This window comes from Deltaproteobacteria bacterium GWC2_55_46 (assembly GCA_001595385.3).
Classification (GTDB): domain Bacteria; phylum Desulfobacterota; class GWC2-55-46; order GWC2-55-46; family GWC2-55-46; genus UBA5799.
Genome location: LVEI03000001.1, coordinates 1,402,398 through 1,425,866, shown reverse-complemented (window position 1 = coordinate 1,425,866; position 23,469 = coordinate 1,402,398). Strand labels below are relative to the sequence as shown.

18 protein-coding genes are annotated in these 23,469 nt (G+C 56.2%); 8 read left to right on the top strand and 10 right to left on the bottom strand.

Annotation, left to right across the window (positions count from 1 at the left end):
- Window positions 1–572: 572 nt before the first annotated feature.
- Together A2V21_306710 and A2V21_306705 are read right to left on the bottom strand one after the other, a co-directional pair.
- Window positions 573–1,784 (bottom strand): hypothetical protein, encoded by a 1,212-nt coding sequence (locus A2V21_306710; GenBank protein OIJ73982.1) that lies wholly within the window; start codon window positions 1,782–1,784, stop codon window positions 573–575.
- On the bottom strand, window positions 1,772–3,247 hold the full coding sequence (locus tag A2V21_306705; protein ID OIJ73981.1) for a glycine dehydrogenase (aminomethyl-transferring): 1,476 nt from the start codon (window positions 3,245–3,247) through the stop codon (window positions 1,772–1,774). The genes A2V21_306710 and A2V21_306705 overlap by 13 nt, the downstream gene beginning before the upstream one ends.
- 38 nt (window positions 3,248–3,285) lie before the next feature.
- On the opposite strand from A2V21_306705, the gene A2V21_306700 reads away from it, so the two are divergent.
- The gene (locus tag A2V21_306700; GenBank protein ID OIJ73980.1) at window positions 3,286–3,489 is read left to right on the top strand and encodes a hypothetical protein; all 204 of its coding nucleotides are present in this window, start codon (window positions 3,286–3,288) and stop codon (window positions 3,487–3,489) included.
- Window positions 3,490–3,529: 40 nt separating this feature from the next.
- Here A2V21_306700 and A2V21_306695 read toward each other — a convergent pair whose 3' ends face one another.
- From A2V21_306695 to A2V21_306685, 3 genes are read right to left on the bottom strand one after another with little or no spacing between them, the layout of a single operon-like run.
- The gene (locus A2V21_306695; GenBank protein OIJ73979.1) at window positions 3,530–4,873 is read right to left on the bottom strand and encodes a glycine dehydrogenase (aminomethyl-transferring); all 1,344 of its coding nucleotides are present in this window, start codon (window positions 4,871–4,873) and stop codon (window positions 3,530–3,532) included.
- A gap of 6 nt (window positions 4,874–4,879) precedes the next feature.
- Window positions 4,880–5,266: a glycine cleavage system protein H gene (locus tag A2V21_306690; GenBank protein OIJ73978.1), complete on the bottom strand. Its 387-nt coding sequence runs from the start codon at window positions 5,264–5,266 to the stop codon at window positions 4,880–4,882.
- 40 nt (window positions 5,267–5,306) lie between these two features.
- Entirely contained in the window at window positions 5,307–6,350 is a 1,044-nt protein-coding gene (locus A2V21_306685) for a hypothetical protein (GenBank protein ID OIJ75088.1), read from the bottom strand.
- 110 nt (window positions 6,351–6,460) lie between these two features.
- Between A2V21_306685 and A2V21_306680 the strand changes: the two genes are divergently transcribed.
- Window positions 6,461–7,420, top strand: coding sequence for a hypothetical protein (locus tag A2V21_306680; protein ID OIJ73977.1), 960 nt, complete (start codon window positions 6,461–6,463; stop codon window positions 7,418–7,420).
- A 214-nt stretch (window positions 7,421–7,634) separates the two neighbouring features.
- On the opposite strand, the gene A2V21_306675 is transcribed toward A2V21_306680, so the two are convergent.
- Window positions 7,635–8,468 carry a hypothetical protein gene (locus tag A2V21_306675; protein OIJ73976.1) on the bottom strand — a complete coding sequence of 278 codons (834 nt, stop codon included), beginning with the start codon at window positions 8,466–8,468 and terminating at the stop codon, window positions 7,635–7,637.
- Window positions 8,469–8,563: 95 nt separating this feature from the next.
- Between A2V21_306675 and A2V21_306670 the strand changes: the two genes are divergently transcribed.
- Complete coding sequence (locus A2V21_306670; protein ID OIJ73975.1) at window positions 8,564–10,033, top strand: pyruvate kinase; 1,470 nt, start codon at window positions 8,564–8,566, stop codon at window positions 10,031–10,033.
- A 117-nt stretch (window positions 10,034–10,150) separates the two neighbouring features.
- Here the strand turns inward: A2V21_306670 and A2V21_306665 are convergent, their stop codons facing one another.
- Window positions 10,151–11,866 (bottom strand): alpha-glucan phosphorylase, encoded by a 1,716-nt coding sequence (locus A2V21_306665; GenBank protein ID OIJ73974.1) that lies wholly within the window; start codon window positions 11,864–11,866, stop codon window positions 10,151–10,153.
- Between the two features lie 147 nt (window positions 11,867–12,013).
- On the opposite strand from A2V21_306665, the gene A2V21_306660 reads away from it, so the two are divergent.
- On the top strand, window positions 12,014–14,389 hold the full coding sequence (locus A2V21_306660; GenBank protein ID OIJ73973.1) for a hypothetical protein: 2,376 nt from the start codon (window positions 12,014–12,016) through the stop codon (window positions 14,387–14,389).
- Here the strand turns inward: A2V21_306660 and A2V21_306655 are convergent.
- On the bottom strand, window positions 14,316–15,386 hold the full coding sequence (locus A2V21_306655; protein ID OIJ73972.1) for a hypothetical protein: 1,071 nt from the start codon (window positions 15,384–15,386) through the stop codon (window positions 14,316–14,318). The two genes, A2V21_306660 and A2V21_306655, sit on opposite strands and share 74 nt — an antisense overlap.
- Before the next feature lie 376 nt (window positions 15,387–15,762).
- Here A2V21_306655 and A2V21_306650 point away from each other — a divergent pair, with 376 nt between their 5' ends.
- Window positions 15,763–17,025, top strand: coding sequence for a peptidase M48 (locus A2V21_306650; protein OIJ73971.1), 1,263 nt, complete (start codon window positions 15,763–15,765; stop codon window positions 17,023–17,025).
- On the opposite strand, the gene A2V21_306645 is transcribed toward A2V21_306650, so the two are convergent.
- A complete protein-coding gene (locus A2V21_306645; GenBank protein OIJ75087.1) occupies window positions 17,012–18,166 on the bottom strand; it encodes a glycosyl transferase family 1 in 1,155 nt (384 codons plus the stop codon). The genes A2V21_306650 and A2V21_306645 overlap by 14 nt on opposite strands.
- A gap of 56 nt (window positions 18,167–18,222) precedes the next feature.
- The gene (locus tag A2V21_306640; protein OIJ73970.1) at window positions 18,223–18,873 is read right to left on the bottom strand and encodes a hypothetical protein; all 651 of its coding nucleotides are present in this window, start codon (window positions 18,871–18,873) and stop codon (window positions 18,223–18,225) included.
- Window positions 18,874–19,185: 312 nt separating this feature from the next.
- Between A2V21_306640 and A2V21_306635 the strand changes: the two genes are divergently transcribed.
- From A2V21_306635 to A2V21_306625, 3 genes are all read left to right on the top strand, one after another.
- Complete coding sequence (locus tag A2V21_306635; protein OIJ73969.1) at window positions 19,186–22,170, top strand: hypothetical protein; 2,985 nt, start codon at window positions 19,186–19,188, stop codon at window positions 22,168–22,170.
- Window positions 22,171–22,203: 33 nt separating this feature from the next.
- Window positions 22,204–22,908 (top strand): hypothetical protein, encoded by a 705-nt coding sequence (locus tag A2V21_306630; protein OIJ73968.1) that lies wholly within the window; start codon window positions 22,204–22,206, stop codon window positions 22,906–22,908.
- Window positions 22,909–23,010: 102 nt separating this feature from the next.
- On the top strand, window positions 23,011–23,463 hold the full coding sequence (locus A2V21_306625; GenBank protein ID OIJ73967.1) for an Rrf2 family transcriptional regulator: 453 nt from the start codon (window positions 23,011–23,013) through the stop codon (window positions 23,461–23,463).
- The last annotated feature ends 6 nt before the right edge of the window (window positions 23,464–23,469 follow it).

Genomic DNA, 23,469 nt, shown 5'->3' with positions numbered 1-23,469 from the left:
CATCTGTTGGAGATGAGCTTCAGTTGGTACCGTTAGGGGTTCTTCCAGGGCGGGGTGAGCAAGCCAACCGGGATTGCGAGAGCATCTCCCCAGGCCGGAAGCCTGAACCGCTCTTCTGAACTTCCACTTGTATGAAAGCCTCTTCTCCTCAAGATGCGCCCTTTATTTTTGCCCTTTTTCCTGCCCCTCCAACCCGAAAAACCGTTTTTTAAATAATCTTGTAAGTATCTTATAAATAAGCGGATTTCAAGGCGGTCCAATGTTGTAGAGTTCTTTGTTTTCTGCTATAATTTAATTGAAAGACAGGCGTTGTCTGGACTGGAGAAGGGGTCCGTGACCCCCATCCGCAGGGTGCGTGCAAACCACCTAAGGAGGCCTTAAAGGCCTTGAATCCCAATGGCTTCGGCCTTAAACGACCGTTGCTTGAAGGGCCATGAGAGCCCGGAATGGGTTGGGGCCTTGAAAAATGGCCGACGGATTGGATGAAAGCAGTCCTACCGACGCCTGCCTTCATTTCTGGTCTTTCATCTCAAAAGCTCACCTGACCCACCCCAATACCGTCATCATAATTTTCAGGGATCAAGAAGGCTCTTTTTTCTCAAAAAATTTTCCCTGAAGCGCATCGTGGGTCTTTCAATAAGATAGTAGGCGATCTGACAGAGTACGATAACCAATATCAGATAGACCGAAAAGACAGCCGCGAAAGATGACAGGGAGGCCGTATTAAAGACGATCCCCTGGGATTTGATCACGTACCTCAATAATACGGCTACGAGCACATGATAGAGATAGATCGTATAGCTCAATCTGGCGACTGTCTTTATCAGCCACTTAAGGGGGAATGAGAACGGCTTTATAGACAGGTAAAGTATCAATCCGGAAAACCCTATCGAGGTCGGGATGAACTGCCATAAGGATTCGTGCCAGCTCATGCCAAGCGTGCTGTCCTTGATATAAGATACAAAGAGGATAGCGCATGAGGCCGCAAGGATGGCTGCCGGCAAAATTGAGGGGATATTCCTGAGCCTGTCCCTGTAGCGGATCCAGAGGAAGGCTGTGGCCACCCCGGAAAGGAGGGCGGAAAAACCCCGGATATTGTGGTCCATGAAATAATACCACCAATCGGACTGGTCATAGAGGAAGTACGTGACGGCGATGGATGAGAGCAGGATCAGAAGGAATGCGGGTACGGTAGATCCGGGAGAGCGCTTTATCAAAAGGTAGAGCAGGACAGGGATGACGATATAAAATTGTTCCTCGACGGCAAGGGTCCAGTAGATGCCGCCATACATCGAGGGGTTGAAATAGTTCTGGGTATAAAAGATATGGATAAGGATGTCTTTTATGACGCCGCTATTATTGAAAAGGTTTCCGCCTGAGAAATAATAAACAAGCAGCGCGTATACAAGGATAGAGAAGTAATAAGCGGGGAAGATCCTCCAGAACCGCTTGAAGTAAAAGACCTTGAAGCTGAAAGCGCCTCTCAATGTGCTCTCGGCTATCTGTCCGCCGATAAGAAATCCGCTGAGCACAAAAAAAAGATCGACCCCGTGCTTGCCCCAGAAAAAAAACCTGGCTATATACGACTCCCTCGGGAGGCTGAACGAACCGCTGAAGTGGAAGAGCAGGACCATGACGATCGAAATGGCCCGAAGCAGGTCGAGCGCCGGCAGATGGTTCTTGAAATACTGTTCACTTTTCTGGAGGGTATCGGCTTGAGATACTTTCATCCTGTGATTAAAAAAGCCCGCGTAAGCGGGCTTTTTATCCTCTATTTTTTCCACCTCAGGACCGGCTCCCTCGCCGCCCTTGTCTCGTCGACCCTTCTTATCTTGGTCTTAGTCGGCGCGTTCTTCAGCAGCTCCGGGTCTGTCTTCGCCTCTTCTGCGATGGCCTTCATAACGTCTATGAACTTATCGAGTGTCTCTATCGTCTCGGTCTCCGTAGGCTCGACCATTATCGCGCCAGGCACAACGAGCGGGAAGTAGACCGTCGGCGGGTGATAGCCATAGTCTATCAACCTCTTTGCGATGTCCATCGTTGAAACGCCGTTGCCGAGCTGCAATCTGTCGGAGAATACGCACTCATGCATGCAGGGCTCGTCAAAGGCGAGGTGGTAGGTGCCCTTGAGCCGCTCTTTCACGTAATTGGCGTTGAGTATGGCGGTCTCGGTCGCCCTCTTCAGCCCTTCCCCGCCCATTCTCCTTATATAGGTGTATGCGCGGACCATTATCGAGAAGTTACCGTAGAACGACTTCATCCTGCCAATAGACTGCGGGCGGTTGAAATCCAGGCTGTACCTGCCGCCCTCTTTTTTTATCCTTGGCACAGGCAAGAATGGCTCAAGCGGCTTTCTTACGCCGACCGGGCCGCTTCCAGGGCCGCCTCCGCCGTGCGGGGTCGAGAAGGTCTTGTGCAGGTTGAACTGCACCACGTCAACCCCTATCTCGCCGAGCTTTGTGAGGCCCATAAGGGCGTTGAGGTTCGCCCCGTCGCCGTATACAAAGCCGCCTTTCGCGTGGACGATCTCGGCTATCTCTTTTATGTTCTTCTCGAAGAGGCCGATGGTGTTCGGGTTCGTGAGCATCACACCGGCGGTCTCCTCGTCCATCACAGCCGCTACCGCCTCGGCTGGAAGGGTGCCCCTGCCTTCGGTCTTGACGGGCACGACCTTGAAGCCCGCGAGGTGCGAGCTTGCCGGGTTAGTGCCGTGGGCGGTGTCCGGTATGATTATCTTGGTACGGGGCTTGCCGATGGCCCTGTAGTAGGCGGCGATAGTCAAAAGGCCGCAGAGCTCTCCGTGCGCCCCCGCGGAAGGCTGGAGCGTTACCGCGTCCATGCCGCTTATCTCGGCCAGATAGCCTTCGAGGGAGTGCATTATCTCGAGCGCCCCTTGCGTCATCTCGACTGGCTGATACGGGTGGAGGAGCGAGAAGCCGGGGAGCTTCGCCGCAGTCTCGTTTATCTTGGGGTTGTACTTCATCGTGCACGAGCCGAGCGGATAAAAGCCGGAGTCCACGCCGAAGTTCCACTGCGAAAGCCTCGTGTAGTGGCGGACGGCGTCCATCTCAGAGACGTCCGGGAAGCCGTCGATGGCAGCCCTTAAAAGCCTCCTGGGTATGACCTTCGCCGGGTCTGTCTCCGGTACATCCGCTGGCGGAGGCTCTACGCCTACCCTGCCGGCAGAGGACTTCTCGAATATCACAGGCTCTTCCAGGATGAGCCCTTTTGCGCCGTTAGCTTCCATTGGATATATCCCTGCCTTTAATTAGCAGGCTGCTGGTCATGCATAGCGAGCGGTTAGCGAGCGAATCACAATTGAGATTTTCCTTACATGCAAGTTTCCCGCAGCAAGCTGGCAGGAAACTTCAAAAGTCCATCTGCTTCGCTGTCTTCATCGCTCGTAGTAGCGGCGTACAACAAGAGTACGCCTCCTTCTCGCTCCCTGATTTAACGGGGGCCACGCATATGGTTTTTAGAGCAGCCTGAACAAAATCTGTGTTTTTCAGCAACCTGTCAGAGGAAAAAATTATGCCCCTTTAAGCACCTGCGCGAACCTGTCCATCTCGTCTTTCGAGTTCATCTCGGTTGCGGCCACGAGGATATGACGGTCGAGCGACGGGTAGAACCTCTTTAAGACTACCCCCCCGATTATCTTCTTTCTCAAGAGGGCGTTCAATACTGAATCAGGGTCTTTGCCTACCTTTACCGTGAACTCGTTAAAGGTAGGAGAGGTGAAAGCTATCTCTGCCCCTGCCCCGGTGATCTTATCCTTGAGATATTCGGCCTTTGAGAGGTTAAGCCTCGCGAGCCTCTGCAGGCCCTGGGAGCCGAGCCCGACCATGTGGACCGAGGCCGCAAGGGCGCTTAGGCCGTGGTTCGTGCATATGTTGGAGGTGGCCCGCTCCCTTCTTATGTGCTGTTCCCTTGTGGCGAAGGTGAGGCAGAACGCCCTCTTGCCGTCCCTGTCTACCGTCTGGCCGATGATGCGTCCAGGCATCTGGCGGACGAATTCTGTTTTTGTAGCCATGAAGCCCAGGTAAGGGCCGCCGTAGCTCAACGGGTTTCCGAAAGACTGGTTCTCTCCGACTACTATATCGCAGCCCGACTCTCCGGGCGGCTTAAGGAGGCCAAGGGAGACGGCCTCGTTTACGACCACTATAAGGATGGCTTTCTTGCGGTGCACGACCTCTGAGAGCGCCTCTACATCCTCAACGCAGCCGAAAAAGTTCGGGTGCTGGACGACGACGCAGGCGGTAGAGTCCACCATGGCAGCCTCTACGGCGCCAGGGAGCGTCGCTCCGGTCTCGGTGCAGTACATCACTTCCGAGAGGCTGTCGCCTGTGCCTGCAAGGTAGGTCTTTACGGTCTCCCTGTACTCAGGGTGCAGTGAGCTCGATAATATTATCCCGTCCTTGCCGGTGATCCTCCGGGCCATGAGGGCCGCCTCGGCAACGGCTGAGGCGCCGTCGTAAAGAGAGGCGTTGCTTACGTCCATGCCCGTAAGCTGGCAGACGAGCGTTTGGTACTCGAAGATAGCCTGAAGGGTGCCCTGCGACAGCTCCGGCTGGTATGGCGTATAAGAGGTATAGAACTCTGACCTTGAAATAATGCTGTCTACTATCGCCGGTATGTAATGGTTATACGCGCCCGCGCCAAGGAAGCTCGAATATTCCTCTACGGTAGTGTTCTTCGCGCTAAGGTCCTTGAGATGGCAGAGAAGCTCCTGCTCGGAGAGCCCCCTGGGAAGGTCAAGGGGGGTTTTAAGCCTCAAAGCGGCCGGCAGCTGGGAGAGTATCTCCTCAACCCTGGTTGCGCCGACCGCCTGAAGTATCTTTTGGATGTCCTCTTCGGTGTGGGGTATGTAGGGCACAGCGGCTTACTTCTCTTCTTCGATGAACTTCTGGTACTCGTCAGCGGTAAGAAGGTCATCAAGGTCGCTGTTGCTGGATATCTCCACCTTTATCATCCACGCGTCGCCGTAAGGGTCTTCGTTTATGACCTCCGGGCTGTCGATTATCGCGTCGTTTACCTCTGTGACGCTGCCGCTTACCGGCGAGTAGAGGTCAGATACGGCCTTTACAGACTCGACCACGCCGAAGGGCTCGTGCTTTGTTACGCTGCCGCCTTCCTGGGGAAGCTCGACATAGACGACATCGCCGAGAGAGTCCTGGGCGTAATCGGTTATTCCGACGGTCGCGGTCTTTCCTTCGACCTTAATCCATTCGTGTTCCTTGGTGTATTTAAGGTCCTTGGGGAACTCCATTGTGTGATTCTCCTTTCCTGCTTTTAAATAATGGAAGGCGTTATTTTTTGTATAGCGGAAGCGTGGTTACCTCTGCCCTTGCGGCCCGTCCCCTTATGATCACTTCTATCGCGGTGCCAGGCGTTTTGAGCGCTGTCTTGACAAAGCCCATTGCTACGCCGACCTCGAGCGACGGGGACATCGTCCCGCTTGTTACCTCGCCGACTGAAAGCCCTGAGTTTTGTATCTCGTAGCCCTGCCTCGGTATGCCTGTATCGAGCATCTTTAAGCCCACGAGGACCCTTTCGGCGCCCTCATTGGACTGCTTCTCAAGGACCTCTCTTCCGATGAAATCCTTGTTGAACTTCACATACTTTCCCAGGCTCGCCTCTATGGGGGTTATCTTTTCGCCGAGCTCGTGGCCATAAAGCGGATAGCCCATCTCAAGCCTCAGGGTGTCTCTTGCCCCGAGCCCGGTGGGTTTTATGCCGTGGACCCTGCCGGTCTCCATGATGGCCTTCCAGGCCGCGGGGGCATCGGTTGGGTCGAGGTATATCTCGAAGCCGTCCTCGCCTGTGTAGCCGGTCCTTGATACGACCGCCTCTATCTCGCCGCCAAGGAGGCCCATGTGGAAGTGAAAATGCCCTATCTCCTCAGGGTCTATGTCGAGTAGCGGCCTTAATACCTCGACCGATTTCGGCCCCTGTACCGCAAGCTGGGCGTACCGCGGGCTCAAGTCTTCTATGGATACGTCAGGGAACTGCTCCTTTGCCTGGACCTTCTTCATCCAGCCAAAGGCCTTCTCCGCGTTAGATGCGTTTACCACAAAGAGGAAGCGGTCTATGTTGAAGCGGTAGACGATGGTGTCGTCGACCACCCCGCCGTCTTCCTTGCACAGCAGCGTATACTGGCACTGTCCGTCTTTTATACGCTCGATATCGTTGGTCATGATGAACTGGACGAAATCTATTGCCCCGTCCCCGGAGACCTCGATCTCGCCCATGTGGCTGACGTCGAAGAGCCCGCAGGAGGAGCGCACCGCGACGTGCTCGTCTATTACGCCGGAGTACTGGACGGGCATCTCCCACCCGGCGAACGGGACCATCCTCGCGCCGAGCGAGGTATGTATGTCATATAGCGGGGTTCTTTTTAGCACGGGCACAGGTAATTTATAGGCGAAAAAGCCTGTAAATCCGCTTCAATTTTAAAGGCATTTTGAATATTACCAAAAGGTCGAAAAATGTCAAAGAAAAAATCGAAAAAATATTCCGCTCCAGCCGGGCGAGCGGTTATATGCTATCCTTTAATCAGTTCCATGGCCGCGAGAGGGGCTCCGTGGACCTTAGTGGCGATATCGTAAGCGCGATACTTTCCGCCCGTGCCCGGAGCATCATGTTCATCGGCGGGGCGGATACAGGCAAGACCACGATGGCCGAGGCGGCGGTCGGCCTCCTTTCCCGTAAATGGAGGACCGGCGCCCTTGACCTTGACATGGGGCAATCGCATATTGGCCCTCCGACGACCCTGGCCTGGGGCGTGGCCAAAGGCGGTTTTAACGGGTGGGAGGGGATAAAGGCCGAGGAGCTCTATTTCACGGGGAGCTTGAGTCCGCCGGGTAACCTTCTGCCGTCTATCGCGGGAGCGAGGCTCCTTATGGACAGCGCCCTGAAGAGGTGCGAAAAGCTCGTGATAGACACGACCGGCCTCATAACCGAGCCGGTCGGGAGGATCTATAAGCAATATAAGATAGATATTCTCTCGCCCGATATCGTGATAGGGATAGAGAAGGGAGACGAGCTCGGCCATATACTCGACGCCTACAGGAAACAGAGGCGCCCGAGGGTGATAATGGTAGAAGCCTCAGAGCATGCCGTCCTTAAAACGGTGGCCAGTAGAACCGAGTGGCGCGCCAGCAAGTTCAGGGAATACTTCAGGGGCGGAAGGACGTTTACAGTACGCCTCGCCTCCGTTGGCTTGAGGTACACTGGGGAGGTAGAGCTGGAAGGACTTTCCGGCAGGCTCTTCTCCTTCAGGGACGCGTTGGGGAGGGACATGGCCCTCGGCTATATTGTCGGGGCTGATCTCAAAAAGAAGAAGCTTATCGTAAGGTCGCCGTTAAAAAAGGGCGCGCCAGTTGCTTCCATCATGATAGGCAGGGCGTCGGTACAATTATGAAATGGCTGGAGGTTTTTGGGTTCGAAAGAGAAGGATAGATGGCGATTGAAAATCGTCGAGAAAAGCGCGGAAGAGGCGGTATCATAAGAAATTATAAAATATGAGCATGAGATTTTCTTATCATCTTTGCGCAAAAGACCTTTTGCGCGCTGCCGCGCTTTTTTGGGCATAAGGCTCAGCTCGCTTTGTACCCCCTTCCTCCAGCCTTAGGCTCCTACATCACCCTCTCAAACTCCACCTTTCCTTCCTTTAATCTTACATAACCCATCTTCGCTTCAGGGTCATGCTCGAATATGAGAAGCCACCTGTTGAGGGCGGCCTCCTCGATAATCTCTTTTTTTGCCTTGAGGGTCTCCAGGGGATATAGGTCAAAGGCCGCTATGAACGGGAGCCTGAGGTGTGCCGTGGTGGGGATGAGGTCCCCTAAAAAGACGGCTGTTCTGCCGCCTGAGCGGATGCTGACGAGCTGGGTGTCCCTGTTGTGCCCAGGCGCGCGGACGACCGAGACCCCTTCCGCTATCTCGCCGTCCCCTTCTATAAGGTCGACCTGTCCGGCATCTTTCAGAGGGACGAAGTCCTCGGCCCGGTAGCTTGCCCTTGTACGCTCGTTCGGCTCTGTGGCAGCCTCCCATTCACCGCGCTGTACGATATATCGCGCCCTGGGGAAGGCGGGCTTGAATGAGCCGCCATCTTTAATCGTGTTGCCTCCGGCGTGGTCAAAATGGAGATGAGTGTTTATGACGATATCAATCTCCCGGGGGGTAAGCCCAAGCCCGGAAAGAGACTCTGAAAGGGTGTGTTTTTTGTCTACCGCATAGATGGAGTTGAACTTGTCGGTCGCCTTGTCGCCTATGCCGGTATCGACAAGGATATTTTTCTTTCCTGTCTGGATGAGCAGGGGGTTGAGCCCAAGGAGCACCCGGTTCTTTTCATCCGGTGGGTTTAGCCCCTCCCACAAGGGCCTGGGCACGACCCCGAAGAGGCCCCCGCCATCTACCTTGAAAGAACCATCGCTTACAGGGAATATCTTTATATCGCCGAAATCCATTGGCCCCCCGGTCAATTTAAATAGCTGCCGCCCGCTTTGTCAAGCTGGCCTTAAGCTGTTGACTGCGGTCTGTAAAGAGTGGGATAATGCCCTGAATGACGATCCCCAAAAGAAAGACCAAGATTATCGCTACTATAGGCCCGTCCTCGGCCCCGCCTGAGGTGATCGAAGGGCTCATGCGCGCGGGGGCCGACGTCTTCCGGCTTAACCTCTCGCACGGGACAAGGTCTGTCCACGGCCAGGTCATCTCTACCATACGCCAGGTCTCTGAAAAACTCAATATCCCGGTAGCCATACTCCTTGACCTGCAGGGGCCCAAGATAAGGGTGGGGCGCCTCCGCAGCCCATCCATAGAGCTCAAGGCCGGGCAGGAGATAACTATCGTAGCCCGCGACCCGGACGGGGATGCATCGATGATATCGACCACCTATTCCGACCTTTACAGGGACGTATCGCCCGGCAACAGGATACTTATGGACGACGGCCTCATAGAGGCGGCGGTCCTCGGTGTGGAGGGCGAGTCTATCCGTTGCAGGGTCGTCTACGGTGGAGAGCTCAAGGAGAACAAGGGCATGAACCTGCCCGGAGTGAACGTGAGCGCTCCCTGCCTTTCAGAGAAGGACATGGCCGACCTGGCCTTTGGCATAGAGAACGGGGTTGATTACATCGCCCTTTCTTTCGTCAGGAAGGCGGCGGACGTGGCGAGGGTAAAGGATATCATAAAGGCCAGGGAGGCCGATATCCCCGTCATAGCAAAGATAGAGAAGGCCGAGGCGGTGGAAGACCTCGATGCCATACTCGATGAGTCTGACGGGATAATGATAGCGAGGGGCGACCTCGGCGTGGAGCTATCCACCGAAGAGGTGCCGGTATTGCAGAAAAAGCTCACCGCGCGCGCCAACGAGGCCGGGAAGATAGTCATCACGGCCACACAGATGATGGAGACGATGATAACCAACCCGAGGCCCACAAGGGCCGAGGCCTCTGACGTCGCCAACGCGGTCTTTGACGGCACCGACGCGTTGATGCTCTCCGGAGAGACGGCGGTCGGGAGCTATCCGGTAAAATCGGTCGAGATAATGGTAAGGATCGTAAAAGAGGCTGAAGAGGCGGCGCTGGCGCACAAGCACCTTTTACGCAGAAAAGACGGCATGTTCGGCTCTTTCGCCCAGGCGGTCGCCTTTGCCGCCCATGCCGCTTCAACCGAGGTCAGGCCGAAGGCCATAGTCGTTTTCACCCAGACAGGTGAGACTGCAAGGCTCCTTTCAAAGCTCCGGCCCGCTACCCCGATAATCGCCTTCACCAACCAGGAGCGGACGCAGAGGAGGGCGGCCCTCCTGTGGGGCGTAACATCTTACAAGGTGGATTTCGGGGCGCATACTGACGAGATGATATGCAGGGGAGAGACCGCTCTGCTGGATAACGGCCTCGCTGATTTCGGGGATACGGTCGTCATCGTCTCAGGCACGAAGGTCGGCATGAGGGGCGCCACCAACATGATGAAGATAGACTGGATCGGAAGCGATGAGTGCAAGGTATATCTTAAGAGCGGCAGGGTGCCTTAGGCAGGCTGCTGAAAAAGGCCAATCTGCGGCGTCGTCTTCAAAATTCGTCGCATCTTGGCCTTTTTGAGCAGCCTGAACGTGATTTGAGTTTTTCAGCGACCTGTTAAGATGTTTAGCCTACCTTATATACGCCTCCGTTACGTACCTCCTCATCATCCTGTGCGAGTTGAAGTAGTAGGCGATCTTTCCTATTGCGTTCTCCATCATGCGGAGCCATATGTGCCGGTTATCGTAGTAGGCCGGGATGACCTCTTTTTCGAGCTTTGTGTAAAGGTCTTCGGCGTCGAGCTCGTCCGTCGAGGCCGAAAGCGAGCTCTCGGTCGGGGCAGGTCCTATGGACCATCCTGTATATCCCTCTATATGCCCCTCTATCCACCAGCCGTCGAGGATGCTGAAGTTAAGCACGCCGTTGTGCGCGGCCTTCATCCCGCTTGTGCCTGAGGCCTCCCTCGGCCTCATCGGGGTATTGAGCCATACGTCCACGCCCGAGACGAGCTTCAATGCGAGGTCCATGTTGTAGTTCTGGAGATAGACTATCTTTATGTCGCCCTTGAGGGAGCGCGCCTTCTTCATTATCTCTTCTATGTTCTTCTTCCCGTCCATGTCGTTGGGGTGGGCCTTGCCCGCGTATATTATCTGAAGCTTCTTTTTCCCTATCTTCCTGAGGCGCTCGATGTCCCAGAAAAGGAGGCTCGCCCTCTTGTAGGCGGTGGCCCTGCGGGCGAACCCTATGGTCAGGGTCTCATAGTCCATTCCAGCCCCTGTCGTCTCGTTGACGTAGTCTATAAGCTTCCTCTTGGCCTCCATGTGGGCGCCCCATAGCTCCTCTTCGGGTATCTTCGATATCCTGACGAAGAGCTCTGGCTCGTTCGCCCATCCGGGCAGGTATTTGTCGTAGAGTTTCGCGAAAGGCTCCGAGACCCAGGTAAAGGTGTGCACGCCGTTGGTTATGGCCTGTATCTTGTAGCCGGGGAAAAGCACCTTGGACACCTCGCTGTGCTTTTTGGCGACCCCGTTCATGTACTGGCTCAGGTTCATGGCAAGGAGCGTCATGTTGAGCTTTCCGCTACCGGCAAGCTCTTTGAGGACTTCCAGCGGCATCGGCTCTCCGAGCACCTCCTTCACAAGCTCGTAAGAGAACCTGTCGTGTCCGGCCTCCACTGGGGTGTGGGTCGTAAAGACGCAAAGGTCTTTTACGCGCTCGACGTCCCAGACCTCCCTTTCGTCCCATACGGCCTCTATGTCGCGCTTGTACCTTTGAAGCAGCTCAAGCGTCAGGAAGGCGGCGTGCCCTTCGTTCATGTGGTACTTTTTTATCCTGAAGCCCAGGGACCGGAGCATGAGCACGCCCCCGATGCCGAGGACTATCTCCTGCTTGAGCCTGTACCTGTCGTCCCCGCCGTAGAGCTGGTCTGTTATGGCCCTGTCCTCGGGGCTGTTCTCAGGCACGTCGGTGTCGAGAAAGAAGATGGGCACCTTCCATTGGGTGACCAGGCTTGTTACGAAGTAGACCCAGGCCTGGACAGCCACCTCCCTGCCCTCTATGGTGACCTTTATCCTCTGAGGCAGGAGCCTCATGTGCTCGGCAGGGTTCCATTTCTCCGGAAACTCCGTCTGCTTTCCAAACTCGTCGAGCTCTTGTCTAAAGTAGCCCTTACGGTATATGAGGCTCACGGCGACCATCGGCAGGTTAAGGTCAGCCGCCGATTTGATGGTGTCTCCGGCGAGTACGCCAAGGCCGCCGCTGTAGGTGGGTATGTCGTTCCTGAAGCCCACCTCCATTGAAAAGTAGGCTATCTTGGACTCAGCCGTAAGCTCCTCAATGAGCTGCATAAGTTTCCCCTGAAATATTAGGATGTTGCCATGTTCGCGGCATTATTGCGGATTATACAATACAGAGGCGTTTTATAACAGCTTTTTTCCGGTGCCGGCCGCGCTTCAACATTTTGTCCGGAAGCCGTGGTTATGTTATAATGCGGCTTGTCGGAGTTCCTTATGGCCCTGTTGAAAAAAAGCATTAAAATCATACCAGCCCTTCTCTCAGCCGCCTTCATACAGGCTAACTCGTCCCGCCCGGCTGAAGCCTCTGTCGTGGAGACCTTGAAAGAGCCTCCCGGACAGGGACAGGTTGTCTTTGAGCCTGAAAAGCTCTTCGGGTTCGCGCAACGGATGAAGGAGGCGAACGATCTTCCAGAGGCAAAGCGCTCCCTCGGCGAGGTGCACAGGCTTTTCCCTGAGACGGTCTGGGCGGCAAGGGCCTCTTTTCTATTGGGCCTCATCGCGATAGATGAGAAGGACCCCGCTGCCATCGGGCATATCGAGCGGGCGCAGGGCCTTGAAGATATAGGCGACTATCTCCTCTTCTACAAGGCAGAGGCGTTTTTCTCACAGGGGCGCTTTGACGAGGCCGCTTCAGCGTATGGATCAATTATAACAATATTTCCCGGTTCGATGCTCGTCGAGAGGGCCACATTTTTGAGCGGCCTCTCATTATTCAATGCCGCCGATTATGAGGCTGCCGGGCAGACCCTTGAAAGATTCGTAAAGACCTTCCCCAAAAGCCCATTTTTGCCTGAGGCGCTCTTCAAGCTCGCGGATTCGTATATCTATTCCGGAAAACCTGAGAAGGCCATCGACCCCTTGAAAGGGCTTGCGGTCCACCGGCCTGCCTCTTCCCCTGCCATAAAGGCGCGTGGGAGGCTCAGTCTCCTTGAGGCCGCCGGGTTTAAGGGCGCAAGCCTTACGGACGAGGAGAGGTTCAGGAGGGCTGAGGCGTTTTCAAGGGGCGCTGACTTCGACGGCGCGGCCCGGGAATATGAGCGCCTCCTTGACCTGCCGGCGTTCAGGGAGAAGGTCCTTTTCAAGGCGGCTGTCGCCAATGCCAGGCTCAAGCTCTACGCCAGGTCCGAAAAGCTTTTTAACGAATATCTTTCCGGCAACGCTCCCCCAAAAGAGGCTGAGGCGCTCTATTGGCTCGCGTTATCGTCGGTCAGGCAGGGCAGGGAGGAGGGGCTCTTAAAGGCTGAAAAGAGGCTCGCAGGCAAATTCCCTTCAAGCGAAGAGCGCGCGAAGGTGCTTATGCTCATCGGCAGGGAAAAGGAGGGCACAGACCCGGAAGGGGCTCAGAACGCTTACAGGGCGGTGCTCGACAACTGCGGCGGCAGCCCCGCCTCGGACGAGGCGTTCTGGAAGATTGCATGGGTCGAGTACACCTCGGGCGGGTACGATGAGGCGATGAAGAGTTTTTCGATCTATGCCGAAGCAAAGCCCTTTGGCAAGGAGGCTTCGCGCTTCAAGTACTGGAAGGGGCGGAGCGCCCAGAGGGCCGGGAGACTCTACGAGGCGGCGGATATATATGAGGAGGTCTGCGCTATCGACCCAGGCTCTTTCTACTGCCTCCTTTCAGCCGCGAGGTCAAAAGAGTTGAATGGCGGCAGAGCCCAGAGCGGTCCGGGGCGATTCGAGAATGTCGCCGCTACGGTTGATGACGGTGCCGTCTCTTCTCCTCATCCGGCGGCCGTCGAGTTCCCCTTTGCGGGTGATCCGCGTTACAGGGCGGGCATGGAGCTCCTTGCCCTGGGCTTAAGGGACGAGGCGGCGGTTGAAATAGAGATGACAGCCCGGAATAACCCCGGCGGCAAGGCCGGCCTTATAATGCTTGCCAATCTATTATACGAGGCGAGGGACTTCTACAGGGCCTACAGGCTCTACAGGAGCCATCTTTCAAACGACCTGGCGCAAGCCCATCTTGGCTTCCCGCTGAGCCTTGTAGACAGGGTAAGGCAGAGAGGCGCGCCAACGGACCCGTTCCTGGTCGCGGCGGTTGCGCGCGAGGAGAGCCATTTCAACCCGGCCGCGGTCTCCCCTGTGGGGGCGATGGGCCTTATGCAGATAATGCCTTCCACGGGCAGCGGCATAGCCAGGGAGCTCGGGGTTCATTTCGACAGAGAGCGCCTTCTGGAGGCGGATACCAGCATCAGGTTCGGATCATGGTATCTTGACCGGCTGCTGGAGAGGTTCAACGGGGACCTCGCGCTTACCGTCGCCGGGTACAACGCGGGGCCGAACGCGGCGGCCAGATGGGCCAGGACCCTTCCGGCTGAGCTTGACGAGTTCGTCGAATCCATCCCTTATGGCGAGACAAGGGCATACACGAAGAGGGTTTTGAGAAGCTACGCGGAGTTTTTAAGGATTGCGGGTGAGGACCCGCTCGATGTCTTACGAAGGGCGACGGCGCAGGGACGGTGGCCTGGCGAGGTCAGGTTGAAGAGCGCGCCCCCTTTTAAGGCCTCTTCTTTGCCGGGGTGGGGCCGGCTGTCTTTTTTCCGGTTGCCGCCTTCGGCCCCGTTTCAATAAGCACTCTTGCTTTTTCGGCCTGCCCCCTGTTCCCGGAGAGCATGAAAAAGTTGAGCGCGGCCCCAGGGTCGTTGTCGCTCAAGGCGTTCATCCCAAGCTCGTCGGCCCTCATCTCAACCATCCGGACCTTTTCCATCTTTTCAGCGAAGGAATAATACTCGAGCGCTTCATGGAGGTCGGTTATGGATTTCTCCATGAGCGCGTCATCACCCCGGTCTATCGCTCGCTTTATCACCCTTGCCGTCTCCTCCTCTCCGGCGTAGGAGGCCCATTTCAACGCGGCCTCGAGCTGGGACAGGGACCTGTCTGCCTCCTTCGGGGCCGCGAGATCTTTTTGTTCCTGCAAAAGTATCGCGGTCACGTTCGAGGAGGCGGTCTTCCGGAGCTCCATCAGGTGCGCTGTGTCAAGGGTATAGCCGGCATGGTTCAGCTGGTGCCTTTTCTTGAAATGCCTTTGCGCCGCTTCATAGGCGCCAAAGTCGTGGGGGCTCGACCGGAGGACTTTTAAGACCAGGGCATCGGACTCCCGGTAGTTGAATGTGGCCTCGTACCAGTCGTACGCCCCGGCCGAGCCTTCGATCTGTACGCGCATCCCACCCGATTTGGTCGTGCAAAGGCCCGGGACAGGCGGTTCATAGGGGTTCGGGACGAGGTAATAGTTGCGGCTCCACCTCCGGCAATCTTCGTCCGGCACCGTGGTCAGGATGTCCCTGTTGGCGAAGAGCCTGCCTTTCGCGGCGGCAGCCGCGCCCATCCTGGCGCCTATGCGCATGATGCCGCGCCTGGCCTCGTCCCTGTTACCGCAGTACTCGTCAGCTGCCTGGAAGAAGAGGATCGCGTTGAGCGGCTTGCCTTCCTTTTCGGCTTCGCGCCCCTTTTTAAGGTATACGTCGAGTCTTTGTGTGTCGCCGTAATTGCACATCACGTCGGCGAAGGCGGGGCTGGCCGCAAATGCCAGAAGGAAGGCGAAGAAAGAGGTTTTTGAGATCTTCCCCATGCTTGAAATCTGCCTTGCGCGTATAGCAAGGCGTCTCCTGTATTCCTATCGAGAAGCTCCCCGACAGACGGGGAGTAGAGGTGTTCTTTGCCGCAGGAAGTGATTTTAGGCTACCTCTAAAAATTGTTCTTTTCCCTGACCTCTGCGTCAGGGCGAAAATAAAAATGCTCACATATTCGCATATATGCTGCGCTTTTTATTTCCGCCCTTCCTTGACTTCAGAAAAAATTTCTAATTTTTAGAGGCACCCTTTACTAAAGCGATGGGAACCACATACCCATAGCACAAGGCGGGCAAGCTGTCAACGGATGATTGAAGATGGCGGTAATCCCCCGCTGAGCTTCAATTATCCCCATTCAGCTGGTAAGATAAGTATATGGAATATTCGCTCGCGATAATAATAAGCCTGTTTGTCGCTGCCGCAGGCTTCGGGTACGCGCTCGAGGCGTTGAACCTGAGGCACTTGAGGAAAAAAGGCGCTAATGTGCCTCGAGGCTTCGAGGGGCATATCGACCAGGCGTTCCTTGAGCGCTCCAGGGATTACACGGTCGAGCAGACGAGGTTTTCGATCGCCGAGTCGATAGCCGGCAACGCTATCACGCTCGTATTCGTCTTGTTGCTGTTGGAGCCTTATGACAGGTGGGTGGCGTCGTTCGGGGCCGGCTTTGTAACCTCCGGGCTCCTCTTTTTCGTCTTGATCCTGTTCGCGCAGACGCTTATCGGGGCGCCATGGGGCCTTTACCGCACCTTCAGGATAGAGAAAAAATACGGCTTCAGCCAGATGACGTCGCGCCTCTGGATAGCGGACCTTGCCAAGGCCCTCGCCATCTCTACGGCAATGACAGCGCTGCTCGTCTCCGCCGGGCTCTGGATTGTAAAGGCAAGCCCGGGGCTGTGGTGGTTCTGGGTATGGTGCCTTTTCCTGGGCGCGACGGTCTTCATGATGTATATATCACCGTATGTAATAGAGCCGCTCTTCAACAGGTTCGAGGAGGTAGACGACCCCGGCCTTGAAGAGGGGATAAGAAGCGTGATGGAAAAGGCGGGGATAAGGGTCAGGCGGGTTCAGAAGATCGACGCCTCGAGGCGGACCGCGCACACGAACGCCTACTTCACAGGCATAGGGAAGGTAAAAAGGATAGTCCTCTACGATACTCTAATGGAGAAGCTCGAAGGCCCGGAGATAATCTCCGTCCTCGCGCACGAGACGGGCCACTGGAGGGGAAGGCACCTCCTTAAGACGCTTCTCCTTATCGAGGCCATAAGCCTTGCCGCGCTTTATCTCTCCTACGCGGCGATAAGTAGCGGGCTCCTGGAGAGGGCTTTCGGATTCGAGGGGGCATCATTCTATGCCCAGGCGGTCATGCTCGGCTTTTTAGCCCCTGTCGCGGCCTTTCCATTGGGGCCGCTTCTCGCCTGGGTCTCCAGAAGGCACGAGAGGGAGGCGGACGATTACGCGCTCAGGGTCTCTGGCGATCCAGGGGCGGTTGCCAGCGCCCTTGTGAAGCTTACCAGGGACAACCTGTCAAACCTTTACCCGCACCCGCTTTACGCGGCGTTCTACTATTCTCACCCTCCAATGGCAGAGCGTGTCCGGAGGATAAGGGAGTCGGAGGAAAGGGGGTTCAGACGTATATGACCTTCTCTTCCTTTCTTTCAAGGGCCGTCCAGATGCCGAGGTAGTTCCTGACGTTCCGCGTTATGAGGAAGTTCCTTCTTATGTGTTCGCGCCCTGCCTCGCCCATCCTGCGCGCCCGTTCAGGGTCTTCCAGGAGCTGGCGTATCCTGTATGCCGTGCCTTCAACCGAGTGGACCAGAAAGCCTGTAGTCCCTTCGATGACCTGTAGCGGTATGCCGCCCACGTTGCCCGCGATGACAGGCTTTTTTTTCCATAGCGCTTCGGCGACGACCAGGCCGAAGCCCTCCCTCGTGGATTTCTGCAGGACTATGGTGGCCCCCCTCTGAAGCGCGTTCACCTCGCGGTCGCTGAACGGAGGCAGAAGAAGTATGTGTATGTCCGGGTCGCCGGCCGCCTTCTCCTGAACCTCTGCCAGGACCCTTTCTCCTTCAGGGTCGTCAGTGGCCGTACCTCCGGCGAGCACAAGGGCGCAGTCGTGGTACTTTTTCGCCAGCCTGTACGATTCGATAACTCCGATGGGGTCTTTGAACGGGTCGAACCTCGATACCTGCAGAAGTATCGGCTTGTCCATCGGCACTCCGAGCCTTGCGTATACCGAGCGTACCTCTTCGTCTTCGAGGTGGATGTTCTTTTCGGCCAGAGGGTCGATAGTGGGCTGCATCAGGAACTGGTGTATGGGCAGCGACTGGGCAAAGCCCGATACTGAAAATATGGAGCCGTCATACCTGGCGACCAGGTACTTCAGGAACTGCCAGGTCATCTTCTCCGGGGCTGATATGTCTATATGGCATCTCCATACCCATGTGCCCCGCTTTTTGAAGTCGATGAACATGGCCGGCTGCGGGTCGTGGATGACCACCAGGTCGGCGTCAAGGTCGATCCTCGCGGCGTTCTCCCTGTTTACCTCCCGGTATGTCTCCCACATCTCATTCGTGAGAGGCTCTCCCCTGCCTTGCAAAGAGTTGTGTATGCCCTTCGTGACCTCGAAGAAGGGGCGGGTGGCCTGCATGACCTCCCACCTGACCTCAATGCCGAGCCCCCTTAAAAGGGGGACCATCCTGATGAGGAGTTCGGCTACACCTCCGCCGGCGGCGGTAGAATTGATATGGAGCATCTTCCTGCCCGCAAGGGCGGAGGCCATCCTCTCTATGGCGCGGAGGTCGCCCGGCTCGGCTATGCCATGGTAGTCGCTTATGTTCACAGCCCCTCTTCGATGAGCCCTATTATCTTTGCGCGGAGCACTTCGGTCGAGTACATGTAAGGGTCGAGCGATTTTATCCTGGCGGCAATGCCCGGGCGTTCAAGCGAGGTGGAAAGGAACTCGCTAAAGTCGTCCACAGGGCGCCCGAACCGCAGCCTTGACTCGTAGAAATGAAAATAGATGCTGGAGTAGTCGACCTCCTTGAGCTTTGCGGCGAATTCATGGAGGAGCGGCCCGGATTCGATCCCCGTTGGTATGACGATGGTTATCCCCTCGTTGAACATGAACTCCCTGCCCGGCAGGACAGGCCTCGGCGGAGGGTACTTCGTGAGGTACTCTTCTATTATCCTGAGTAGCTCTGCCCGGAGGTCTTCTATATTCGTGAACTCGAAGGGGTTTACGTTGGCAAGGGCCTCGGCGAGAAGGGGCTCGCCGAGAGATTCGGAGACCCAAACGGCGAAGTCGTTGGGGAACTCCGGCTCGACCGCGTGAGGCTTTAGGAAATACTGGTGCATGTGGTGGAAGATCGACTCATGGCTTATGGTCTTCATGATCTCCACAAGCTCCAGGATGTCGGCTGCCTTCCTGCCTGTCAGGGTGGTAAGCGCGAAGCATTCGAAGAATTTGAATGTCTTATCTTCCGCCATATTTCTCACTAACCCGGTAAAAGGACCGAAGTGCGGACAGTTTGCCAAAAGCGTAAGGAAGAGGGCTGAAAAGTACTTATTAGACGGTAACAGAGCGATTAAGGGCTGTCAAGCTTGCCCGAGAAGGGGGCGGAAAGGCGCGAGATGCCCTTTCGCCATGCCGCTTTTTAATTTCAAGAAGGCTGGCAATTTCAAAAAACCGGGCTATACTTATACCCTTGTAAAATCCAGTTAAATTAAACTGTTTAAAAAATTGTTGAAATCAGTTATGTTTGTGATGGTTCTAACCCCTAAAACAGATGAGGCTCTGTAATGGGACCCAGGAATTCGGGAATCGATCTCATAGGAGAGGTCCCCTGGGGTACGCACCTGTGCCAGTTCTACAGCACGGAGAGCGACCTCCTGGAGATAATCCTCCCGTATATCAATGCCGGGCTCCGCTCTAACGAGCTCTGCATGTGGGTAGCCTCAGGCAAAGAGCAGGCCGCATCGGCCCTGGCCGCGCTCGAAAGGCATGTGCCGGATTTCAATAACCGCCTCGCGGCCGGGCAGATAAGGGTTGTAAGCCACGAGGACTGGTACCTCTCCGGCGGCGGGTTCGACCCTGAGCGGGTGCTCAAGGGTTGGGCCGAGATGCATGAGACGGCCCTCAGGGATGGCTTTGACGGGATGAGGGTCACCGGCAATACCTTTTGGGTCGAGAAGAAGGACTGGAAACGCTTCTCGGATTATGAGAGGGCCGTTCAGGGGGCCATCGGCAAGCTCAGGATGATAGCGCTTTGCACTTACTCCCTTGGGGCGTGCGGGGCGGCTGAGGTCATGGACGTGGCCTCCAGTCACGGCCATACCCTAATCAAGAAAGAAGGCGACTGGGCCGTTATCGAGAGCGCGGAGCGAAGGCTCGCCCTTGATGAACTCAGGAGGAGCGAGCGCCGCTACAGGGATCTTGTAGAGCTTACCTCTGACCTGGTATTCAGGATGAGTATAAGGCCGGGAGGAGCGCTCGATCTCGAGTGGATAACCGAATCCTTTGAGGAGATCTCCGGTTATGGCCCCTGGGATATAAGCTCATTCGAAAGCCTTGAGAGGATCTTCCACCCGGAAGACGCCGTGAAATTGAAGGAGACGCTCGCATCGGCGCTCTCCGGCAGGAGATTGGAGGCAGGGCTCAGGTACTATACCCGGGCTCAGGAGCTCCGCTGGCTCAGGCTGCAACTTATCCCGGAGTACCATGAGGGAACGAGGATAATAAGGGGGGTCGTCTGTAAAGGCAATGACATAACCGCCGTAAAGGAGGCAGAGCAGAGGCTCCTCGACGAGATGAGCTTGAGTGAGGGGCTCATTGAGAGCCTCCCGGGCACGTTCTATGTCATAGACGATAATACGAAGCTGGTCAGGTGGAACGGGAACCTCGAGACGCTCTCCGGATATACGTCAGCCGAAATAGCAAGGATGCACCCGGTGGATTTCTTTCCGCCGGCACAAAGGCCCCTCATAAAGGAGAAGATAGCCGAGGTCTTCAGCTCTGAAAGCGTGGAAGTGGAGGCAACGCTCCTTACGAAGAGCGGCGAGCTCATACCGTTCCTTTTCAGGGCACGGCTCTTCCGCAAGGACGGCAGGCCGTTTATCGTCGGCATAGGGCTCGACATAGCGGAGCGCAATAGGGCGGAGGAGCTGCTTAGAAAGGCCGGCAGGGAGCTTGAGTCAAAGGTCGAGGAGAGGACCGTCGAGCTCAAGCAGATGAACAGCAGGCTAAGGGCGAGCGAAGAGCGCTTCAGGACCCTTGTCGAGACGACGAGCGACTGGGTATGGGAGGTGGACGCCTCCGGCGTATATACGTACGTAAGCCCGAAGGTGATGGATATGCTCGGATACAGGCCTGATGAGGCCCTCGGAAGGACGCTATTCGACTTTATGCCCGCCGACGAGGCCGAAAGGGTCCGCGCCACATTCGTCGGGATAGCCGCCCTTAAAAAGCCCTTCGCTCTCCTTGAGAACAGGAACTGCCACAAGGACGGACGCGAGGTCATACTAGAGACAAACGGCGCGCCGATAATGAACCAGGCCGGCGAGCTCCTGGGCTACAGGGGCATAGGCAGGGACATCTCGAGGAGGAAGTTCCAGGAGCGCGAGAGGGAGAAGATGCATGACCAGCTCATACAGTCGCAGAAGATGGAGGCGATAGGGGCCCTGGCCGGCGGCATAGCCCACGATTTCAATAACCTGATGGTCGTAATAAAGCTCAATAGCGATCTTTCGATGAAGCGGGCAGGTAAGGACGGGGAGATAACCCCTTACCTCGAACAGATAAATGCCGCTTCAGAGCGCGCCGAGAACCTGACGCGCCAGCTCCTTATCTTCAGCAGAAAACAGCCGACTACCGTTGCGGCGCTGAACCTTAATACGAAGGTGGAGAAGATACTCGGGATATTGAAGCGCCTCATCGGCGAGAATATCCGGATAAGGACGGAGCTTGACCGGGATATCAAGCAGATAAGGGCCGACAAGGTCAATATCGAGCAGATAGTCATGAACCTTGTCATAAACGCAAGGGACGCGATGCCAAGGGGCGGGCTCGTTACGATAAGGACGGATAACGTGGGGATCGCGGGGGGAGAATCCCTCCGGGCGGCCTCGCTCGAAGCAGGGGCATACGCGAGGCTTACGGTTGAGGACTCTGGCACTGGCATGGAAAGCGAGACCATAAAGCGGATATTCGAGCCCTTTTTCACTACCAAGGGGCCCATGGGCACGGGCTTAGGGCTAGCCGTAGTGCATAACATAGTCAAGGACCTGAAGGGCTGGATAGACGTGGAGAGCAAGCCCGGCGCCGGCACCCGGTTCGAGATATATCTGCCGGCTGTAGAGTGCGCCGGCAAGGCGGAAGAGAGAAGGCCGGTGAACGAAGAGCCAGTTGGAAAAGGAGAGCGGGTGCTTGTGGTCGAGGACGAGAAGCTCCTTAGAAAGAGCGTATCGGTGGTGCTGGCAAAGAACGGTTACAAGGTATACGAGGCCTCGTCAGCGAGGGAGGCGATAAGTATTTTCGAAAGGGAGAAGGGCTTTTTCAATCTCGTCTTCAGCGACATGGTCTTGAAGGACAATGACGGCATACGGCTTGTGGACCATTTAAGGGCGATCGACCCGGCCGGGCCGGACTTCAAGGTGCTTGTGACGAGCGGGTACCTTGACGTCGAGTCCCAATGGCCGGCCATCAGGGCCAGGGGCTTCAACTTCCTGCAAAAGCCATACGAGATATCAGACCTCCTGAGCTCGGTCAGGAGCGCTCTCGACAAATAAAATATTCCCGGCGCTCAAAAACACCGGATACGTATGGATAAAAGCCGCAGATTAAGGGAAAGGTTCGGGGAGGGCTCGCTCGACGGTTTTGCCGGGTCAGAGGTGGTCGAGTTTCTGCTCTCCTTCGTAATGCCTGGCAAGAGGGCCAGCCAGCTCGCGTCAACGCTCACGAGCGGGCTCGGCGGGCTAAAAGGCGTCATCGAGGCCTCTTCGGAAGAGCTTAAAAGGGCCGGCCTGGACGACGATTCGGCCGCTTTCATAGGGCTTGTCAGGACGGCAGCCGGCGAGTACTTGCGGGAGAAGGTGGACGTGTCAGAGGCCATACGCAGCCCAGGGGACGTTGTGGAATACTTAAGGCGCAACAACGGCGGCGGATCTGCGGAGAAGTTCATCGGCGTCTATCTGAACGCGAGGAACGAGGTCATATCCGTCGAGACGCTCCATGAAGGCAATTTATCCGGCGCCGCCATTCCTTCGAGGACGGCCATAGAACCGGCCTTCAGGTGCAACGCGCGCTCCGTCATATTCGTCCACGAGAAGCCTCTCGGCCCCACGCCCATGGCGGCCGACCTCAGGGTCAGCAGGGGACTTGAGAGGGCCGCTTCCGCCGTAGATATACTGGTCCATGATCACATCATCATCGGCCGTTCAACGTATTTCAGCGCGAAAGAGAACGGCTGGTCGCTCTATCCTCAACCCGGCTTACAGAAGGCGGCTGAGAAGAACCGCGACTTCTGACACCTCATCCCGGCTTCATCCCCCCATGCCCCTTTTTTCTGTTGACAAAGCGGAATAAATCGGACTAAGATAGTCCTCAATGTCCTTTTTAAGGGGTCCAGCATGCTCCAGCTTACCAGGGACGGTGAATACGCCGTAAGGGCCATCATCTTCCTCGCCTCCCAGCCAGAGGGAAAGATATCCCTCATAACCGAAATAGCCGAGGCCGAAGAGGTACCGAAAAGCTATCTATCCAAGATAATGCAGCACCTGGTGCGCTCCGGCCTCGTGAGGTCGAGACGGGGCATCAACGGTGGCTTCATGCTGGCAAAGCCCGCCGATTCCATAACCCTTCGGCAGGCGATCGAGGCCATAGAAGGGCCTATTTTCCTCAATATCTGCCTTGTAAGGAAGGGCGAATGCCACATGGACGATTTCTGCCCGGTGCACCCGGTCTGGCATGAGGCCCAGAAAAAACTCTTCGAGGTCCTTGACGGCAAGACCATCGCCCAGCTCGCGAAAGAAGGCGAGGCGCTGGCAAAGGGCTCGGCACGGGGCAGAAAAAAAACCAGATAGCCCGGC

Excerpts from the sequence above, each read along its gene's own strand:
- A2V21_306705 (OIJ73981.1), bottom strand. The coding sequence starts at position 3,247 with ATGGAAGCTAACGGCGCAAAAGGGCTCATCCTGGAAGAGCCTGTGATA.
- A2V21_306700 (OIJ73980.1), top strand. The coding sequence starts at position 3,286 with ATGCATAGCGAGCGGTTAGCGAGCGAATCACAATTGAGATTTTCCTTA.
- A2V21_306690 (OIJ73978.1), bottom strand. The coding sequence starts at position 5,266 with ATGGAGTTCCCCAAGGACCTTAAATACACCAAGGAACACGAATGGATT.
- A2V21_306685 (OIJ75088.1), bottom strand. The coding sequence starts at position 6,350 with ATGGTCCCGTTCGCCGGGTGGGAGATGCCCGTCCAGTACTCCGGCGTA.
- A2V21_306675 (OIJ73976.1), bottom strand. The coding sequence starts at position 8,468 with ATGGATTTCGGCGATATAAAGATATTCCCTGTAAGCGATGGTTCTTTC.
- A2V21_306670 (OIJ73975.1), top strand. The coding sequence starts at position 8,564 with ATGACGATCCCCAAAAGAAAGACCAAGATTATCGCTACTATAGGCCCG.
- A2V21_306665 (OIJ73974.1), bottom strand. The coding sequence starts at position 11,866 with ATGCAGCTCATTGAGGAGCTTACGGCTGAGTCCAAGATAGCCTACTTT.
- A2V21_306655 (OIJ73972.1), bottom strand. The coding sequence starts at position 15,386 with ATGGGGAAGATCTCAAAAACCTCTTTCTTCGCCTTCCTTCTGGCATTT.
- A2V21_306650 (OIJ73971.1), top strand. The coding sequence starts at position 15,763 with ATGGAATATTCGCTCGCGATAATAATAAGCCTGTTTGTCGCTGCCGCA.
- A2V21_306645 (OIJ75087.1), bottom strand. The coding sequence starts at position 18,166 with ATGGCCTCCGCCCTTGCGGGCAGGAAGATGCTCCATATCAATTCTACC.
- A2V21_306640 (OIJ73970.1), bottom strand. The coding sequence starts at position 18,873 with ATGGCGGAAGATAAGACATTCAAATTCTTCGAATGCTTCGCGCTTACC.
- A2V21_306635 (OIJ73969.1), top strand. The coding sequence starts at position 19,186 with ATGGGACCCAGGAATTCGGGAATCGATCTCATAGGAGAGGTCCCCTGG.
- A2V21_306630 (OIJ73968.1), top strand. The coding sequence starts at position 22,204 with ATGGATAAAAGCCGCAGATTAAGGGAAAGGTTCGGGGAGGGCTCGCTC.
- A2V21_306625 (OIJ73967.1), top strand. The coding sequence starts at position 23,011 with ATGCTCCAGCTTACCAGGGACGGTGAATACGCCGTAAGGGCCATCATC.